The organism is uncultured Paraglaciecola sp. (assembly GCF_963977085.1).
GTDB lineage: Bacteria > Pseudomonadota > Gammaproteobacteria > Enterobacterales > Alteromonadaceae > Paraglaciecola.
Window position 1 is genome coordinate 86,888 of sequence record NZ_CAXBNC010000008.1, and the last position, 19,146, is coordinate 106,033.

The following is a 19,146-nucleotide window of genomic DNA, read 5'->3' on the forward strand; positions in this document are numbered from 1 at the left end:
TGGGTCTTCAACCAATATGACATGAAAAGAATCATTTATGCTCAGTTACTGCCGTTTGATCAGTCTATTTGGCCTAATGTTTTGCCTAGTTGTTAAACCTGCACAAGCCAACAACAATACCACCTCAGTACCCGCTCATTTTAAATCACTTAAATCTCAATCAATACAAACACTGACAACTGCAAACAAAACCTTATTGTCTGCTAAGCGAAGTGGCAGCATGTCTCGTTTTACCCTTAATTTAAGGCAAGTACCTATCGATATTGGTGTTGATAACGTGATGCAAACTAAGGGGGGGAGCCGTTCTTTTTCTACCTCATTTAAAACGGCTGATAAAGATTGGAGGCTTATCTATACCCAAGGCAATAACAGTGGCATTGGAGAATTGTTTGGTAACGGCCAACATTTATTAATTGAACAGCGGGATGATCAGGTGTTTGTTGTAGATCTTGGGTTATCTGGCTTAACAAAGGGGATTTACGAAAATGATAGTGTGGGAGAGCTCGCCAATTTTGCAGCCTACGAAAAAAGCGTGGATAACGCGACTGTAAATAACGAAGTGGTTGTAGTCGACCTTATGTTGTTATTTACCCAGAATATAGTTGATACCTTCCCTGGTGATATGACAGAAACCTTGCTGGAATTCCTTGTTTTTAAAGCTAATCAGACATTTTTAGACAGTCAGATCGATATGCGGCTGCGCCTAGTACATAGTCAGTTTGTTGATTACCTCATGCCTTCCAGCCGGGTTGCGTTGAATCAATTGCGAGATGCATTGGACGGGGATCCCAATACGCTAACAGACCCATCTCTTGAAAGTGTTGCTAGTCTCAGAGATACCTATGGGGCAGACATTGTTTCTATGATACGCACCCACGATTTAAACGAACGAGAAGTCTGTGGTATTGCCATGTTTCCTAACCCAGAGCTGGACTATTTGGTAAACGTCAGCAATGTCGGCATAAGCGGTGGCTCAAATTGTTTTGATACATTTACCCACGAAATTGGGCATAACTTTGGGGCCGGTCATCAGCATGTTAATGGCAATTCCCAAGGTTTAGAAGCGGCGGCAGGGGCTTTTATTGTGCCAGGCAAGTTTAATACTATGATGAGTTCCATTGGCACAGGTGATACTAATCGTGACTTTGGGCTAGCAATATTTTCTAACCCTGACGTGACTTGTGCTGCCGTACCATGTGGTGACATCTTGGTGGCGAATAACGCCGCAACAGTTAACAATTTTGCCGCAGCCAATGCTGCGCTGCGTGTTGCCGTAAATGACACTGAGATGCCCTCACTCTTACCCAGTGCAACAGATCTCGACGGTGATAATGTATATGACAGCAATGACGTTTTTCCATTTGATGCGACTGAATATTTGGACACAGACTTAGATGGTATTGGGGATAATAGCGATATGTTCCCAGAGGATTTTAACGAACAACTAGACACTGATTTAGATGGTATTGGAAACAATGCCGATAACGATGATGATAATGATGGCACCGAAGATGTTGCCGATGCGTTGCCGCTCGATCCCACAGAAACAGTTGATTCGGATGCAGATGGCACTGGGGCGAACTCTGATCACCTTGATAGTGATTTTCAAGAAACCCAAGATAATGACTTAGACGGTTTAGGTGATCGAAGTGATCTTGATGACGATAATGACGGTGTACCTGATTATTTTGAGGTGAATAATTTAATCGACACTGAAGCTTGGGTGGTCAGTGCCGGTAGCGACAATATTTTAAGGTATAACAGTCAAACAGGCACATATATAGCCAGTTTATTAGAGGTGGCCACAGGTGGCTTTTCATTTAGATCAGATGCGGTTTTATCTCACTCTCAACAATTGTTTTTTATTGCCTTTAGCGACGTATTGGCTTTTGACAGACAAACGGATTCAATAAGAAGGGTGATTGATCGTACTGAATTGAGCAGTAATTTTCCTGCACATTTGCTGCTTCAAGATGAGGCGCAGTTGCTGGTTAATAACGGTTTAGGTACCAGCAATATTCAAACCTTTAGTTTAACCCCATCGGGTAATCAGTCTGGAGACTCTACCAGTGATACACAAGTGTGGCGAGATTTTGTGATGCTAAGCGGTAGCAGATTACTTATTGCAGAAAGAAGCAGTGATAGGTTGTTGGTTTTTAATCTAGATAATTTAACGGCGGCGCCACAAGTACTCACTAATCAAGGCCTGAATAAACCAGAACACTTGGCGCTAGACAGTGATGGAAACATCTATGTGACAAATGCCGGCAGTAAAGATCTTAGTAAGTTTGATAACAACGGCAACTTTGTGGGTAAATTGGTCAGTGCTGGTAGTGGCGGACTAGGACAACCAAGTTGTTTGACCTTAGGGCCAGATGCACACATTTATATCTGTAGCGGTGATACAGATGAAGTGCTCAAATATGATGGCCTGACAGGGGACTTTCTTAACGTTTTTGTACAAGCAGGCTCGGGTGGTTTAAAACAACCCGTCAGCTTGGTGTTTGCTGGGTTGCCTCAAGATGAGTTTAGATTATATGGGGAGCATGATTCAGACGGTGACTTAGTCAATAATCTTGATGATGCCTTTCCCTTGGATAGTACCGAAAGTGTTGATACCGATAATGACGGTATGGGCAACAATGCCGACACCGACGATGATAATGATAACTTACCAGATAGTTATGAAACCGCTAACAATTTCAATCCCCTCGACGCCAGTGACGCCCAGCAAGATACGGACAACGACGGCAGCAGTAACTTAGTGGAATTCGAGGCAGGCACAGATCCTAACAATCCCAACGACAAACCAACTGATCCAGGTATGCCAAAAAACAGTGGTGGCGGCAGTCTAGGTTTTTTATGGTTGCTAATCCTAGCGTTATTTAGAGGCAGCAGAACCCCTACTTAGGGTTCGGCATATATCTGGCGCGTTTTTTGGGTTTTAAGGTATCTAAGTCGGCTAAAACTAATCCGTCTACGCAGTGATTAAAGTCTGGGTCGATATTAAAGTCGATAAAGTGTACGCCACCTTCTTGATAGGTTTCGGTGTATTGTTTGTAAAGTGTGGGCACAACCATGCCCATATTGGCTAACTGATGTTTGAGTTGGTTAAAGTCTGCTTTGTAATTGTCACCGCTAAAACTATGTGGGTAATCTTTAGGTAATAGATAAGGCAGTTTAGCGCTGGCAATAGTGTCAGTTCGGCCAAAATATAAGGTGTAAAACTGTACTAACAAATCTTTGGCTGCTTTAGGGTAATGGTCGCTCAAACTGACTGGGCCAAAAAGGTAACGAAATCCTGGGTGGCGTTGTAAAAAAGCCCCGATACCAAACCACAAATAATCTAGGCTGCGTTTGCCCCAATACTTAGGTTGCACAAAACTTCTGCCTAGCTCTAGACCTTGCTCAAAATAAGGTGCCATTTCAGGGCCATAATCAAATAGGCTTGCAGAATACAGACCCTTGACCGAATCCTTTTCGATGATTGTTTTTGCATCACCAAAACGATAGGCTCCGGCAATTTCTAAGTCTTCTTTGTCCCACAAAATCAGGTGGTAATAAAAAGCGTCGTATTTGTCGATATCACGGCGCTTATTAGTGCCTTCACCCACAGCTCTAAAGGCGACTTCTCGGAGGCGGCCAATCTCTCTGAGTATGGGGGAGCTATCTTGATGTTGATATAAGTACATAACTTTGGCGTCGCTGGTTTCGCCTAAATATTCACAGTGATTCTTGAGAGCATGTTGTAACTCTGCGCGATTTTCAGCTGGCGCTATGGCGGTTTGGGTTTTGAATACCCCTGATTTTCCATGACCTATTTTATAGAGGTGTTTTTTAAATAGGGCCACATGTTGAGTGCGAGCGATGTGATTGTTGCTATATGACTCAAAAGGGATGAGTTCGCCTATGCGCATAGGTAAGTGTTGGCGTTTATGTTTAAACATTTCTTTGACCAGTAGCATGCTGGCTAAAGGTTTGTAGATCATCGACAAACCATAAAACAGCGGGGAGTTTTTGGCGTCTATAAAAACCGGTAAAATTGGGGCTTTAGCTTGTTTGGCTATCCGCAAAAAGCCACTTTGCCAGCGAGTGTCTCGAATGCCTTGAGGGCGTAAGCGCGAGACTTCACCTGCGGGAAACACTATCACCACACCTTCTGCCTGTAAGTGTGTCTGAATATTCTGAATGTGTTGTTTTGCCGTCCCACCTTGCATGTTGTTTACGGGCAATAAAATGCTATGCATGGGCTTGAGGGCCATTAACATGTCGTTGCCAATCACTTTAATATCTTGCCTGACTTCGCTGACTAATTTAATTAAAGCTAAGGCGTCGAGTGAGCCTATAGGGTGGTTGGCAATAATCACCAATTTACCTTGACTGGGGAGGCGTTCTTTTTCTACATCCCTTGCAGAATAGCTGATATTAAAGTACTCCAGTACTTGTTCAGCAAAGTCTAAGCCTTGGTAATGGGGGTACGCTTGGGAAAATTCGTGCATCTCCCTTTCGTGTAACAGATGTCTGAGTACAAAACTAAGTGTCTTGGATAATAGTGGCTTATTAACAATCTTGGGATAGTGCTTTTCAAGGACTTCAGACACAGTAAACATAAATAACCCTACAGCTTAGTTTTTGCTGGGCTAAGGGTAATCATCAATTGTGACAGTTTAGTGCCACTAAGGTGGCGGTTTGATGACAGCGCTTGGTGTTTTCTATTCAGTGAGTACACCAAAGCCCTTCTATCAGCTAGTTGTTTACATAAACCTGAAAATGTAGAACACAGTGAATAGATAGAGCTGCCATCTAGGATGACTCTGCTAGATGCAAACTCCATCCATTTTATGTTTCCAAATGCACACTCAGACAAAGTTAACTTTTTTGAGTTGGCATGGGTGTACATGATGTAGATTGGTTGATAGTTTATAAGTGGTTTAATAATCAATGTGCCCATCCAGAAGGCAAGCTATATGAGCGCTACAGCTAGCTTGAAGCAGCAGTTATCCCTGCTTTATAAAGATCATTCAGGTAAAGTGTTGGCAACTTTAGTACGGCTACTGGGGGATTTTGACTTAGCTGAAGAAGCCATGCATGAAGCATTTTCAGTGGCCTTGGATACTTGGGATAAACAGGGCATGCCGGCTAATCCGACTGCGTGGTTAATCTCAACCGGTCGTTTTAAAGCCATAGATAATCTGCGACGCAAAAAACGTTTTGCTGAGTTTGAAAATGATTTACAAAGGCAAATTGACGAACTTGAAGCACACAATCTCGCCCTAAGCCAACAGGACATTGAAGACGATCAATTACGTATGATCTTTACCTGTTGCCATCCTGCCATTGATCCACAAATACAAATTCCCTTAACCTTGCGCGAAGTTTGTGGCTTGAGCACCGAAGAAATTGCCAGTGCTTTTTTGGTCTCACCCTCCACTATGGCACAAAGGATAGTGCGCGGTAAAAACAAAATTCAACAAGCCAAAATACCCTACGCGATCCCTGATGTATCTGAATTACCCGATAGGCTAGATGGGGTGTTGGCAGTGATTTATTTAGTGTTTAATGAAGGGTATTCAGCGTCAGCGGGTGAGGCTTTATTGCGAGTAGAGTTATCGATGGAGGCGATCCGTCTTGCTAGGTTAGTACTGACCTTGTTACCGGATTCAGAGGTGATGGGATTGTTAGCCTTGATGTTATTGCATGAATCTCGGCGCAATGCCCGTGTCGATGCAGATGGTAATATTATTTTATTAGAAGACCAAGATAGAAGCTTATGGCAACAAGAATACATAACAGAAGGTGATGCCTTAGTACGTCAAGCTTTAGCTACTCGCCGCCTTGGCGCTTATTCACTGCAAGCAGCCATTGCTGCAGTGCATGCTACTTCAAATGGTAACACTGATTGGGATCAGGTCATCGCTTTGTATTCAGTTTTATTACAAGTGGAACCTTCGCCAGTGATTGAACTTAACCGCGCCGTGGCTATTGCCATGCGTGATGGTCCACAAGCGGGATTAACTATCATGGATCACCTAGTTGAGCGCGGCGAATTACAGAATTATCACAAACTTCATTCAACCAGAGGTGAACTATTGCACCGCTTGGGTAATACAAATGCGGCGATTTTGGCCTTTAAACAGGCCTTGAGTTTGGTTAAACAGCTCCCTGAACAACGTTTCTTAGAACAAAAATTAACTCAGCTCAAAAGCCAATAAACATTATATTTTGGTTTTTTGTCATTATTTTCGCCTTCCTGTCGATTTGCCAAAAACTCATTCGATTAATAAACAAAGAACACATAATGATAAGGAGTCTCGATGAAATACCTTGTGCCGATGAAACAATCAATCAACAAATCGCTGAGCGCAATAAAGAATCTAATAAATTAATAGGAGAAGAACGATGAAAGTTATGGTTTTGGTTAAAGCGTCACCTAGTTCAGAAGCGGGCAAAATGCCAAGTCATGAGTTGTTGCAAGCTATGGGCAATTTTAATCAGCAACTGGTGGATGCGGGAATTATGGAATCTGGCGAAGGTTTAAAGCCGAGCAGCGAAGGTTATCGTGTGCGTTTTAGTGGCGCAAAACGTACTGTCACCCAAGGTCCTTTTGTAGAAACCAACGAATTGTTAGCGGGTTATTGGATATGGAATGTGAGCTCCATGGATGAAGCGCTAGAGTGGGCCAAAAAATGCCCCAATACTATGGAAGAAGACTCTGACTTAGAAATCCGACCTTTTTTCACCATGGAAGATTTTGCAGACATCGACAGCGGTGGTGAAATTGCCGAACAAGAACAAGCTATGCAGCACACTATGGCTCTACAACAATCTACACTCAACAATTATTTGTTTTTCTCTGGTCGCTGTGAAGAAGCTCTCGATTATTACCAACAACATCTGGGCGCTAAAATTAACATCTTAATGCGCTTTAGTGACAGTCCCGATCCAATGCCAGAAGGTATGTTAGCCCCTGGTTTTGAGAACAAAGTGATGCATTGTGAATTTACCCTAGGAGATAGCAAAGTCTTGGCCTCAGATGGTTGTGGAGATGGGTCTAAGTTGAGTGGTTTTAGTTTAGCCCTGACAGTGGCAACTGAGGCTGATGCTAATCGGGTATTTGCGGCGCTGGCTAAAGATGGCGAAGTGACTATGCCTTTAGAAGAGACTTTTTGGTCACCACTTTATGGACAGGTTACCGATCAGTTTGGTATGGCATGGATGGTGATGTTACCCGGTGAAGCGCCGCAAACTAAATCAAACTAAGGAGCACAAAATGCAATATATGTTATTGATTTACAGTGATGAACAAAAATGGACCGAAGATGAACGCCAAGACTGTTTCCAAAAATCTATGTGTATTAGTGCTGAGTTAGAGGCTGAGGGAAAATTGATCTCAGCCGCGCCTCTACATTCAGTCACCACGGCTACTAGTTTGCGGATTAAAAACGGTAAACGGCAAATAACAGATGGACCCTTTGCCGAAACCACAGAACAACTTGGCGGTTATTATATTGTGGATGTGGAGGATTTGGATCAGGCATTAGAGATTGCAGGCCGCTTGCCCCCAGCGCAAAAAGGTACGGTAGAAATTCGGCCGTTATTTCCGTTACCTGAGCCTATTGGCAAAAGTTAAAGGAGTTAGTATGACTAGCTCTACTAAAGTAAGAACTTGTTTGTGGTTTGATAACAATGGTGAACAAGCGGCACAGTTTTATGTGTCCTTGATACCGGGTTCGAATATTGAAAATATCTTTTGTCCTGATCCCAGTGAGCCACCTTTAATGATTGAATTCAATCTAGCAGGCACACCTTATTTAATACTCAATGCTGGGCCAATGTTCCCCCATACTGAAGCCGCGTCTATCTCAGTGACAACTAAGGATCAAGTTGAAACGGATTTTTTGTGGCAGGCTTTAATTGCCGAGGGTGGCTCTGCAAGTCAATGCGCTTGGCTTAAAGATCGTTTTGGGTTGTCTTGGCAAATAGTGCCAGAGGTGTTGCCACAACTGTTGGCAGACAGCGATACAGAAGCAGCAAGGCGTGTTATGCAAACAATGATGGGCATGCAGAAAATTGATATCTCGCAGCTACAAGCTGCTTTTAACAATACATATATTAAGGAGAAATAATATGAATTATGTAGATGGGTTTGTGATTGCTGTTGCCAAAGTAGATCGTGACAAATACCAAGAATATGCACTAGCTGCGTCGTCTGTTTTTAAAGAAAATGGCGCGTTAACTGTGGTTGAATGCTGGGGTGATGATGTACCAACGGGTAAACTGACCTCTTTTCCTATGGCAGTCAAGTGCCAGCCTGATGAGACTGTGGTGTTTTCGTGGGTCACTTGGCCCTCAAAAGCCGTTAGGGACAAAGGGATCGCTAATGCCATGGAAGATCCACGTTTTGATATGGATAAAAATCCTCTGCCATTTGACGGAAAACGCATGATCTATGGTGGTTTTGAGATGATAGTCGATGTTTAACATTGTGTTACATCCAGCGCAAATTTTTACAATTTAAGGCTTTATTTATTAGGTGTATGTATATACAGTTTTGGTTTGATGTTTGGTAGCTAATGTTGTCCAGTGTTTTGTGCACTCACACTTTAGGTTTTAGAAAGGAATTGTTATGACTCGCAAAGTTGCCATTTTGTTATCTGTGGCCTTATTAGTTGTCATCTTAGTGGTCATAGGCGGCATTAAAGGGAAACAAATTGGTTTTATGATGGATAGTGGTGCAGATTTTGTGCAGCCGCCTGAAACCGTCAGTGTTAGTAAGGTGCTGCAGCAAACTTGGCCAAATACGCTGTCAGCTGTGGGCTCGCTTGAAGCTTGGCAAGGTTTAACCATTACGGCTGAAGTGGATGGTCGTATTGCTAAAATTCATTTTGATTCAGGGCAGCAGGTAAAAGCGGGTGACCTGTTGATTGAACAAGAATCCGGTAACGAAAAAGCCTTATTACGGGCGTCTTTGGCACGTCTTGATTTAGCGAAAAGTAATCTCAAACGTCTGAATTCTCTGCGTGATCAACAATCTATTTCCCAAAGCGCTTTAGATGAAGCATCACAACTACTTGATTCTACGCAGGCTGAAGTGGATAACCTAAATATCACTTTGGCGAAAAAACGCATTGTTGCGCCTTTTGCTGGCCGTTTGGGTATACGTAAAGTCAATTTGGGGCAGGATCTGTCAATAGGTACTGAAGTGGTGACTTTGCAAGCTATTGAGCAACTGCGGGTGAATTTTCGCGTGCCTCAGCAATGGTTTAGTAAGATTAAACCTGGTTATGCGGTTTTAGTCGGCACCCAACAAGGTGACAGAGTGAATGGCGAAATCATCGCCACTGCCGCTGAGATCAATAGCCAGTCACGTAATTTACATGTGCAAGCCAAAATTGATAATGCCTTAGGGACCTTATTACCCGGTATGTCAGTAGGTTTGCAAATTACCCTACCCGAAGAACAACAAGTTTTAGTTATCCCCAACACAGCTGTGTTGTATGCGCCTTATGGCGATACGGTTTTTGTCATTGAACAAGGCGAGCAGGGTAAAACAGATATCGTTAGACAGCAGTTTGTCAAACTTGGCAGTACGCTCGGTGATTTTGTGGCAGTGACAGAGGGCCTAGAGGCAGGGCAACAAGTAGTTAGCGCGGGGGCATTCAAATTATTTAACGGTATGTCTGTGGTGACCGGTGATAAAGCTGAGCCTGCTCGCAGTTTAAACCCTCAGCCAACTGATTCCTGAGTATTGGCACTATTATGAATTTCACCGATTTATTTATTAAACGACCTGTTGTTTCTATTGTGATCAGCATTTTGATTTTGCTGGCTGGGTTTCAGGCGGCAAGCAATTTAACTGTGCGTCAATATCCTAAAAGTGATGTTTCAGTTATTAACATTCAAACCGTTTACATTGGTGCCAGTGCAGACTTAGTGAAAGGGTTTATTACCAGTCCGTTGGAGCGGGCAGTGGCCTCGGCTGAGGGCATTGATTATGTAGAATCGAGTTCGTCTTTAGGATTTTCTGATATCAAGGTTCACTTAAAACTGAATTTTGATCCCATCAGGGCCATGTCAGAAATCAACGCTAAGGTAAATGCGGTAAGGGGAGAATTGCCTCCAGAAGCGGAAGTGCCTGCTTTGAGTATTATCTCTGCCGACAGCGAATTTGCCGCAGCCTATTTAAGTTTTACCTCTGACATTTTGTCACAAAACCAGATCACCGATTATTTACGTCGCAGCATTCAACCGCGCTTGGCGGCCATTGCGGGTGTTCAAAAAGCCGAAACCTTAGGTGGACGTGTGTTTGCCATGCGTATTTGGCTCAAACCTCAAGCCATGGAAGCCATGAATGTCACGCCCAGCGAATTGCGCCAAGCATTAGCGGCAAATAACGTGCAAGCAACCTTGGGGCAAACCCGGGGTATGTTGACTCAGGTTAACTTAAGCGCAGATACCGACTTAAAGTCAGTGGAAGATTTTCAATCACTGATTATTCGCCGCAATGCCCAAGGTACTGTGCGACTTAGCGATGTGGCAGACGTGGAGTTAGGGGCAGAAGATTACAACACTGTGGTTAGTTATTCCGGCCAAACCGCGGTGTTTATGGGTGTTTGGGTGATGCCTACTGCTAATGCTTTGGATGTGATGAAGGCGGTGCGCGAAGAAATGACCGCCATTCGCGAAAAATTACCCACTGGCCTTGATGCCATAGTGAATTATGATTCTACCGAATACATTCAATCTGCCATCGAAGAAGTGGTTAAGACCCTGTCTGAAACGCTGATCATCATCATTATTGTGATCTTTTTGTTTTTAGGGTTCAGCCGTTCAGTATTGATCCCGGTATTTGCTATTCCGCTATCTTTGATTGGCGCACTGTTTTTAATGCAAATGTTTGGCTTTACCTTAAACCTGCTGACTTTATTGGCCATAGTGCTAAGTGTGGGTTTAGTGGTGGATGATGCCATAGTGATGGTGGAAAACATTGAACGGCACATTGAAGAAGGCAAAACACCGATCCAAGCCGCTTTGGTTAGCGCCCGTGAACTAGGCGGCCCTATCATTGCCATGACAGTGACCTTAGTGTCGGTTTATGTACCTATTGGTTTTCAAGGCGGGCTGACTGGCACCTTGTTTCAGGAGTTTGCTATAACCCTTGCTGGGGCGGTGACTATTTCGGCTATTGTTGCGCTGACCTTGTCCCCTATGTTGGGCTCCCGCTGGCTGAAAGCCCATAAAAAAGTCAAAGCGCCACTGGGCCCTATTTTTGAAAGTTTTCAAAAATTCTATAGCCGCACCTTAGTCGGTAGTCTGAATCATAGGCCTGCGGTGTATGTGTTTTGGTTGGGTATCACTATATTGGCAGTGGTGATGTATAGCATGTCACCCACTGAACTGGCACCTAGTGAAGACCAAGGGATCATTTTTGGCATAACCGAAGCGCCGGCTAACAATACGATCGATCAAACTAATTTTTATGTGAATCAAGCCAATGATGCCTACCAAAGTATTGAAGAAACCGATTTTACCTTTTTGTTAACCTTTCCCACAGGTGGCTTTTCGGGCATGGTGGTAAAACCTTGGGATGAGCGCGAGCGCAGCGTGTTTGAAATCTTGCCAGAAGTGCAAGAAAAACTCGCCGCTATCAGTGGTGTGCGCATATTCCCAGTGACTCCGCCAGCGTTGCCCGGTGGTGGCAGTTTCCCTTTCGAATTTGTTTTAACCTCGCAAGCTGAACCAGAGCAAATTTACGAGATATCCCAGCTATTAGTAAATAAAGCCATGGAAAGTGGCCTGTTTGCTTTTCCGCCTATGATTGATTTGAAGATAGATCAACCCGATGCGCGACTAAAAGTGAATCGTGAAAAAGTCGCAGAGTTGGGGCTAGACTTGCAAACCGTTACTCGTGATCTGGCGGTGTTATTAGGCGGGAATTACGTCAATCGCTTTAATATGGACGGCTACAGTTATAAGGTTATCCCGCAAGTAAAACGTGCTGCCAGATTAAACCCCAGTGATATAGCCGATCTATACGTCACAGGTCTAGGCGGTAATATGGTGCGGGTAGCCGATATTGCTGAAATCGAAATTAGCACAGTGCCGCGCAGCTTAAACCGCACCCAGCAAATGAATTCGGTTAAAATTAGTGGCCAACCTATGACCTCATTGGACGAAGCGCTAACCTTTATGGAAACTGAGGCACGCAAGATCATGCCACAGGGTTATGGTATTGATTATACCGGTCAGTCACGGCAGTTACGTTTAGAGGGGAATTCATTTTTAGCCGCCTTTTTAATGGCGATTACCATGATATTTTTAGTCTTAGCTGCGCAGTTTAATAGCTTTCGCGATCCCTTAGTGATTTTGGGCGGCTCAGTACCCTTAGCCTTATTTGGCGCCATGGTGTTCACCTTTTTGAAGATCCCCGCACCTATGCCTTATTGGACTGATGGCTGGACAACTACCTTGAATATCTACTCGCAAGTTGGCTTAGTCACTTTAGTGGGCCTTATCGCCCGTAACGGTATTTTAGTGGTGGAGTTTGCCAATAAACTTCAAGAACAAGGCAAGTCAAAGTTAGAAGCGGTGCAACAAGCGTCGATTATCCGCTTAAGACCCGTGATGATGACCAGCATTGCCACTATTGCAGGTCATACGCCTTTGATATTTGCAGATGGTGCCGGGGCAGGGGCGCGAAACGCCATAGGGTTAGTTTTGGTTTGTGGTATGGCAATAGGCACAATTTTCACCCTTTACGTGTTGCCGTCTGTTTATATGCTGCTGGCCAAAGATCACAGTAAAGCCGAGCACCTACAGGCTGAATATCAGAGTTAAAGCAAAAGTCTTTCGTTGAAGGGGCAAAGGCTGGTGGGTAAACAGCAAATGTTGCATGGTTACTTAGCTGTGACCAAGGATTTTCTTGGTTGCTGAAAGATAATGTTTCTTAGCGCTTTCTAGTTTGTATATGCCATTAACAAAATTAATATTATGTCGCGAATAATTACCTTTATTACCCTAGCATTCTTAACAACTTTGACTTTTGCCCAAGAGCAGGCAAAAACCGCAGAGTTATCCATAATGCCTGAATGGCATTTATATAATGAAGCGGGGCAGTTAGTTAAATCATCGGATTTACTGGGAAAACCTCTAGTGATTCATTTTTGGGCGACTTGGTGTCCATACTGTAAAAAACTTCAACCAGGCTTAGATAGACTCAATAGAAAGTATCAAGCTGAAGGCCTGCAAATGATTGCCGTAAGTATCAGAGAAGATGAAGGTGCCAGACCTCAAAAGGAATTAGACAGTAGAGGTATGAGTTTTAAAACCCTGATCAATGGTGATGATATGGCTAGAAACTTATTTAATGTAAGCGGCACGCCTACTACGGTATTTATTAATAAAGCAGGGCATATTGTTAGCAGAACCAGTATTTCAGATCCAGAGGATCCCCGTTTGGAGAAAATAGTCAAATATATAGTTAACCAGTAGTAATATTCAGGTGACTTTTCTGACGATTATATTTGGGGCTTACTAAGTGAATTTTTGTTTATTGGAATTGCTAAAAACATCGGCCTGAGCTATTCATCGAGTAGCCGAAGGGGATGTTTGCCATTTACCATGCCCATAAAAGGGGGGTAAATTGAATAACCCACCAGAGAACGTAATTCTGGCGACAAACAACGAACCGTCTCTTTGTCTAATTCTAACAAGTAATTTTCTTGCTGGCGCATAAATGCTTCACAGTATTGATGAGTCACAGCCAGTCTTGATGCCGACGAAAGATTTGCACCACCGCCATGCCAAGTCGTGCCAAGGAAAAATATAGCGGAGCCTGCTGGCATAACGGCTTTTATGGTTTTTTCAGTAGTAGGCGCCCGTTGACCATCCCATTCATGACTAGTTGGAATAACCACTGTTGCACCATTTTCTTCAGTAAAATCATCAACTGCCCAAATACTGGCAGCGCCTAAAGGGGGGCGGGGTCTGGGGATTTGATAAAAGGAGTCATCGTAATGCAAAGCCTGCTGGTTTTCACCGGGTAGAATATTGATCACTTGGCTTTGACTCAACAGGTAGTTTGGCCTAAACAATAAATCCATTAACCCGAGTATTCTAGGATGGTCGGCCAAGCCATCGATACACCTGGTTTTCCCCAAAACGTTATATAACCTTTGGGTTTTTTCACCTTCAAAGTTATTTCTCCCGGTGTGCTTCAATAAAGGAATACATTCCTGTTTTATTTGATCGCACTGGCGAGGAGTAAGTAGGTTTTCAATGATCACATAACCTTCGGACATTAAGGTGATAAAGTCTTCACTGATTTGCGCCGATTGGCGCTCTGCTGCTGGCTGCAACTGTTTGAACGTTCTCGCTAGATCTTTACCCGTATAACCTTTAATCGCACCTTCGATTTTCAAAATAAAAGCCTCTTACTGCAATTTATGTGGTGTTACTTTAGTGCAGATTACAGCTGAAGTAGACTTCATTATTTTTATTTCAAGGTATAAATGAAACTGCCCCTAGTTTTATCTTTGAAGCTCAAAAAAAGCCTCTAAGGTTTTCTTATATTCGTCTAAGGGTGAAAGACCTATTTGAGCTCTTAGTTGATCTACGCTGTCTTGGTTTCTATTTGGAAACATATTACCTTGCCGCTTATTAAATCTGCTTGTGTAGCAAATACCTGATCTTTACTTTGAGCAATGGACACGATATCAGTAAAAATTGAAAACTTAAGTTGTTTGCATGCTTAATTAATGCAAAAGCGGCTTACACACCTTCTTCAGTGACTTGCTCTTTGGCTGTGTTATTTCGGGATAGCTGTTGCCATGTTTTTAAGTACTTCAGAGGCATTACTATTTTGTCTTACTTGTATTTTTTGGCTTTGCTGAGCAGTTACTTTTGCAACTTGGGCTTGGTTTGTGCGGTAACAAGTGTGGATACTAGTGATAACCGTAAAAGCATATAACGCATTATTTAAAGACTAAGTGGTGAAATGCAGAAGCTGGGCTATTGTGGTTTCTAGCTCATAATCACCGAAACTGCCTAGGGCCGTAATAAACGCAACGTTTTGCTATTTCCTTCTATGTTTAAGTGGGTTGATTGTAATAATTGTACTTTTTCATTCAGGTGATTAGGATGCTATAAATCGGCTATTGCGCTTCAATGACTATTTTATTCTTGAATCGGCTACCAAAGGTATTCATCAATAAGCCTGTTAGCACCAAAAAAGCGCCCATCCATTGAATCGGTGATATGGACTCATTTAATAATAAGCTAGATGAGGTTAGCCCCACAATAGGCACACCTAAAGTCAAAGGGGCAACTTGTGACGTAGGGTAGCGGGACAGTAAATAGCTCCAGGATCCATAACCTAAAATAGTAGCAAATACCGCAAGGTAAATGAGCGATGCCATAGATTGCCAGTTAAAGCTCACTAAAGAGTCGATTATTAACTCTGGGCCTTCAAACCACAAACTACAAATAAAAAACGGGATAGGCGGTACCCAAGCACTCCAAATAATTAAATTCACGTTGGCTTTATAACCACGATTACTGATGGTGCGATTGCAGATATTACCCATGGCCCAACTTGCTGCACCCGCCATGGTTAAACCAAAACCTATGGCTGTCATAGTGGTGGTATCGTGACTAAACGCAATGAGACTTAAACCCGATGTAGCAACAATAATAGCTAACAGTTGATAACCTTTTAGGGCTTCTTTTAAAATTAAAAAGGCAAATAACAAAGTAAACAAGGCTTGTGATTGTAATGCCAAGGAGGCTAATCCCGCGGGCATACCAAATTTCATGGCACTAAACAAAAATGCAAACTGCAAAAAACTAATAGGTATAGCGTAAGCGACCCACCAAACAAAAGGGATATCAGGGCGTTTAAAAAATAACGAGCCCAAACTAGCCACCAATAAAAAACGCAAGCCTCCCATTAATAAAGGTGGCATGCCTTCAAGGCCCCAAGCGATAACCACAAAGTTAACACCCCATAACACCACTATGCTTAGGGCAACTAACATATCTTTATTCGACACTTACTTATCCTCTTTTTTTCTACTTATTCTTTAATGAACAGCCACAATTCACGCCGACATAGCAGAAAAGGCCTTGCCACAAAATGGGCCTCCGAGGCTAACGAAAATGTTTCGTCAGTGAGTTTCGGATAATCATAACCGATAAATAAGGATTTCATATGCAATCGATAAGTATAAACTATGCATTTTATAGCCGCTTGATTGAAGCAAGTCGGCCCATAACGGCCAAGCTGTGCTCGCATCACTAAACTAATTGTTACTATGAAGACTGCCCTGTTAAGTTTGCTGGATTGATTTTAAGGACATGCTGGGTTACAGCCGATGAAATCGTAGGCATCGACTTCGTCGATATTATCTTTGGTGGCACAGCCATTGCGTTCTCGTATTTAAAGTTTCAGCACAAAAATTTTTGTAGCGATCGGCCTTTGTTGGTGACTCCTTTTGGCTGTTGACCATATTTAAGGGATAAATATGGAACATCTTCAGCTGGCCTCTAGGTAAAGTACAGGAAGTACTTTATAAAAGAAGTCACTGGCTTGAAAGGATTCAAGATAAAACCTTCATGGGGACGCCGCGCGGGCTGAAAGTGCGTAGCGTGCTTTTAAGTTACCACAAATATTAAGGGAAGCAGATTGCTAGATTGGTAACTCCCATTTTTGAGCATGTGTGAAGTGTGGGATTACCTCCGTGCTCGAAGAGCACGGCGGCACAAAGCAACCTAATATCGAGCATCCGCAACTTCAACCCCCTCGCTCTCACTATCAACTAAATGATCAAGAATGACTAAGTCGTGAGCTGCATAGTCTCTGATATGCATATAGTTGCAATGCACTAATACCAGACTGTCTTTCCCTGCTGGTGTACTAAGACATTTTCCGCTTTGCTTATTTTTAACCTTACCGCCACTGGTTATTAGCCAAGTGTCAGTGCCATCTATGCGGCATGTGGTGTACGCGAGGCCTTTTGAGCCATTAGATTTTTGCCCATTGCTTGATAAACATTTGCTTTGGTCTTCGTTATAAATAACCACTTCTTTGCCAGATGTATTGGAACCGATAATGCCCAGTTGCATCAGTTTGTTAAAGTTTGCGGCCTGTGCGCCAGCGCTTAACAACACACTGATGACAGAAAGAACAAACAGCGACTTTAGGATTAAATTTTTCATAATGTTTTCCTTCAAAATATAATTGTGGTGAATCTGTGTTACTTGTTTAATTCGGTTAAAATGTGATCTTCAGCCTTGCCTAGGTACTGCTTTGTTTTAAATAAGCACTGGACTCATTGATTCGACCTGACTAGTCTAGTTGTATCTTTGTTGAACCGGTTACTGCTAATATGAGACATGTTGTCTCATAAATGTGACGGGGTTGAATGGCACGTATTGAGGTACAAAATATGGATTGGAATGATGTGCAGATATTTCTGGCCTTGATCAGAGCTGGCTCTGTTAGAGGTGCCGGAAAAGAACTATCTATTAGTCATGCAACAGTCGCTCGGCGCATTGAAGCATTTGAGAAACGTTTAGGAGTGAGTCTTTTTAACCGCCTAAACACCGGCTATGAGCTAACCAAAGCGGGTGAAGATCTTATCGGTGCTGCGGAGAATGTAGAATCAGAGTTACATTCGATTCAACGAAAATTAGTGGGGCAAGATAAAAAATTGGCGGGAACCATCAGAGTTACTGCGACTGAGTTGATATCCAGTCACTTTTTGATCCCGGAATTGGCCAACTTTATGGCAATGTATCCCCATACTAAAGTTGAAATGATTGAAACCTATTTAACCTTAGACCTTACTCGTCGTGAAGCTGATATTGCGCTGCGTATTGGAAGAAAACCACCGGATAATTTAATTGCTCGCAGTTTGGCGGCTATTAGTGTTGCTGAATATGCGAGTAAGTCCTATGTTGAAAGTCATGACATGGACGACCCAATGTCAGCCTCACTGATCAGCCGAGTGGATATGGAATCTGGACCCATTAATTACAACAATAGCCAGTTTAAAAAGCTGCCGATAAGAGGAAGTTTCAGTACTTTTCGCTTGCAAATTGAGGCGGCCAAACATCATGTAGGTATTGCCACGCTTCCCTGTTTTGTAGCAGATAAAGAAGCCGATCTCGTAAGACTATCGGATAAACGCTTGGTGGAAGGTCATCAAATTTGGCTACTAAGACACCCTGATACTCGAGCCACATCCCGGCTCAGAGTTTTTTCAGAGTTCATTGTTGAAGCCATTAATAAGCACAAACACGAGTTAGAAAGCATTGAATGACACTAGTGGCGCCGCCACTGCTTTTCACCTTTAATGTTTCAGTAAAAAATGGCTTGTTTTTAGGTAAATAAGATGAGAACGCCGAGCGGGATGAATGAGCTTAAAGGGGGTAAGAATATTAAAGCACAGCAGCAAGCTGTGCTTGTATGCTAGTCGCTATTATTCGGTTGGATATCTTAGTTTTAAGCCAGTGTATACCTTATCACTGTAGTCCGTCAGGCTAATATCCAGACTGTTTAATACGTCTACCAAATGTTCGTTATCCTCACGGCCACTCCATATTTTTTGGTAAGTGCCATCTTTATAGCCGTGATCTTGACGGAAGAAATTTAAGACATTTTTGCCTACATATTGACGATATAACTCGTCTGAGTCCATTTCCGCTTGTTCCACAATCTTCAAAAACAATGGCACATCAAATCGTTTGGCGGCGCATAAGCCGGCCATTAACTCTAAGTTATCGAGAATGTCTTGTTGGGTGAACTTATAGTCTTTGCCATCAAAGGCCACTTCGCTGCGGTTTGATGCCAGTTGTTCGGCTATGGTATCGGCTGATTGTTGAATGTCGCCTTTAAAACCAATGATGATGTCTGACAAAGCAAAGTGCCAGATATCCACTAGTTCCATTTGTAGCTGCGGTAAATCTTTGTGCTGGGCTTTCCACCATTTCCAACCGTGATGCTCTATACCTTCTACTGACTCAATCATGGCAGCCCGTAAATAAGCGTAGCCTGCGTTAAGCCAATCAGGATTGACCTTTTTGTTCATGCCGTCTTGCAGGGATAACATAGTGGCGAGTTGGGTTGAGCTGAGCATAGTGGTGGTT

General features: G+C 43.0%; 16 protein-coding genes. 10 read left to right on the forward strand and 6 right to left on the reverse strand.

Annotation, left to right across the window (positions count from 1 at the left end):
- Positions 1-37: 37 nt before the first annotated feature.
- Positions 38-2,911 carry a reprolysin-like metallopeptidase gene (locus AAC000_RS11500; protein WP_339722824.1) on the forward strand — a complete coding sequence of 958 codons (2,874 nt, stop codon included), beginning with the start codon at positions 38-40 and terminating at the stop codon, positions 2,909-2,911.
- Here AAC000_RS11500 and AAC000_RS11505 read toward each other — a convergent pair.
- Together AAC000_RS11505 and AAC000_RS11510 are read right to left on the reverse strand one after the other, a co-directional pair.
- On the reverse strand, positions 2,904-4,610 hold the full coding sequence (locus tag AAC000_RS11505; protein WP_339722825.1) for a GNAT family N-acyltransferase: 1,707 nt from the start codon (positions 4,608-4,610) through the stop codon (positions 2,904-2,906). The two genes, AAC000_RS11500 and AAC000_RS11505, sit on opposite strands and share 8 nt — an antisense overlap.
- A gap of 8 nt (positions 4,611-4,618) precedes the next feature.
- The gene (locus AAC000_RS11510) at positions 4,619-4,942 is read right to left on the reverse strand and encodes a hypothetical protein (protein WP_339722826.1); all 324 of its coding nucleotides are present in this window, start codon (positions 4,940-4,942) and stop codon (positions 4,619-4,621) included.
- Between the two features lie 25 nt (positions 4,943-4,967).
- On the opposite strand from AAC000_RS11510, the gene AAC000_RS11515 reads away from it, so the two are divergent.
- The 8 genes from AAC000_RS11515 (at position 4,968) to AAC000_RS11550 (ending at position 13,491) form a co-directional block, all read left to right on the forward strand.
- Positions 4,968-6,212 carry an RNA polymerase sigma factor gene (locus AAC000_RS11515; protein ID WP_339722828.1) on the forward strand — a complete coding sequence of 415 codons (1,245 nt, stop codon included), beginning with the start codon at positions 4,968-4,970 and terminating at the stop codon, positions 6,210-6,212.
- 187 nt (positions 6,213-6,399) lie between these two features.
- Complete coding sequence (locus AAC000_RS11520) at positions 6,400-7,260, forward strand: YciI family protein (protein WP_339722829.1); 861 nt, start codon at positions 6,400-6,402, stop codon at positions 7,258-7,260.
- A gap of 10 nt (positions 7,261-7,270) precedes the next feature.
- A complete protein-coding gene (locus tag AAC000_RS11525) occupies positions 7,271-7,630 on the forward strand; it encodes a YciI family protein (RefSeq protein ID WP_339722830.1) in 360 nt (119 codons plus the stop codon).
- Positions 7,631-7,640: 10 nt separating this feature from the next.
- Positions 7,641-8,126 carry a VOC family protein gene (locus AAC000_RS11530; RefSeq protein ID WP_339722831.1) on the forward strand — a complete coding sequence of 162 codons (486 nt, stop codon included), beginning with the start codon at positions 7,641-7,643 and terminating at the stop codon, positions 8,124-8,126.
- A 1-nt stretch (position 8,127) separates the two neighbouring features.
- The gene (locus AAC000_RS11535; protein WP_339722833.1) at positions 8,128-8,481 is read left to right on the forward strand and encodes a DUF1428 domain-containing protein; all 354 of its coding nucleotides are present in this window, start codon (positions 8,128-8,130) and stop codon (positions 8,479-8,481) included.
- Positions 8,482-8,626: 145 nt separating this feature from the next.
- Positions 8,627-9,745 (forward strand): efflux RND transporter periplasmic adaptor subunit, encoded by a 1,119-nt coding sequence (locus AAC000_RS11540; protein WP_339722835.1) that lies wholly within the window; start codon positions 8,627-8,629, stop codon positions 9,743-9,745.
- Positions 9,746-9,759: 14 nt separating this feature from the next.
- On the forward strand, positions 9,760-12,837 hold the full coding sequence (locus AAC000_RS11545; protein ID WP_339722837.1) for an efflux RND transporter permease subunit: 3,078 nt from the start codon (positions 9,760-9,762) through the stop codon (positions 12,835-12,837).
- A 153-nt stretch (positions 12,838-12,990) separates the two neighbouring features.
- A complete protein-coding gene (locus tag AAC000_RS11550; protein WP_339722839.1) occupies positions 12,991-13,491 on the forward strand; it encodes a TlpA disulfide reductase family protein in 501 nt (166 codons plus the stop codon).
- Positions 13,492-13,580: 89 nt separating this feature from the next.
- On the opposite strand, the gene AAC000_RS11555 is transcribed toward AAC000_RS11550, so the two are convergent.
- From AAC000_RS11555 to AAC000_RS11565, 3 genes are all read right to left on the reverse strand, one after another.
- A complete protein-coding gene (locus tag AAC000_RS11555) occupies positions 13,581-14,420 on the reverse strand; it encodes a phytanoyl-CoA dioxygenase family protein (RefSeq protein WP_339722840.1) in 840 nt (279 codons plus the stop codon).
- Positions 14,421-15,152: 732 nt separating this feature from the next.
- Positions 15,153-16,049, reverse strand: coding sequence for an EamA family transporter (locus AAC000_RS11560; protein WP_339722842.1), 897 nt, complete (start codon positions 16,047-16,049; stop codon positions 15,153-15,155).
- A 718-nt stretch (positions 16,050-16,767) separates the two neighbouring features.
- Complete coding sequence (locus AAC000_RS11565; protein ID WP_339722844.1) at positions 16,768-17,214, reverse strand: ricin-type beta-trefoil lectin domain protein; 447 nt, start codon at positions 17,212-17,214, stop codon at positions 16,768-16,770.
- A gap of 206 nt (positions 17,215-17,420) precedes the next feature.
- Here AAC000_RS11565 and AAC000_RS11570 point away from each other — a divergent pair, with 206 nt between their 5' ends.
- Positions 17,421-18,320: a LysR family transcriptional regulator gene (locus AAC000_RS11570; protein ID WP_339722846.1), complete on the forward strand. Its 900-nt coding sequence runs from the start codon at positions 17,421-17,423 to the stop codon at positions 18,318-18,320.
- Between the two features lie 159 nt (positions 18,321-18,479).
- Here the strand turns inward: AAC000_RS11570 and AAC000_RS11575 are convergent, their stop codons facing one another.
- The gene (locus AAC000_RS11575) at positions 18,480-19,136 is read right to left on the reverse strand and encodes a dUTP diphosphatase (protein ID WP_339722848.1); all 657 of its coding nucleotides are present in this window, start codon (positions 19,134-19,136) and stop codon (positions 18,480-18,482) included.
- Positions 19,137-19,146: the final 10 nt, after the last annotated feature.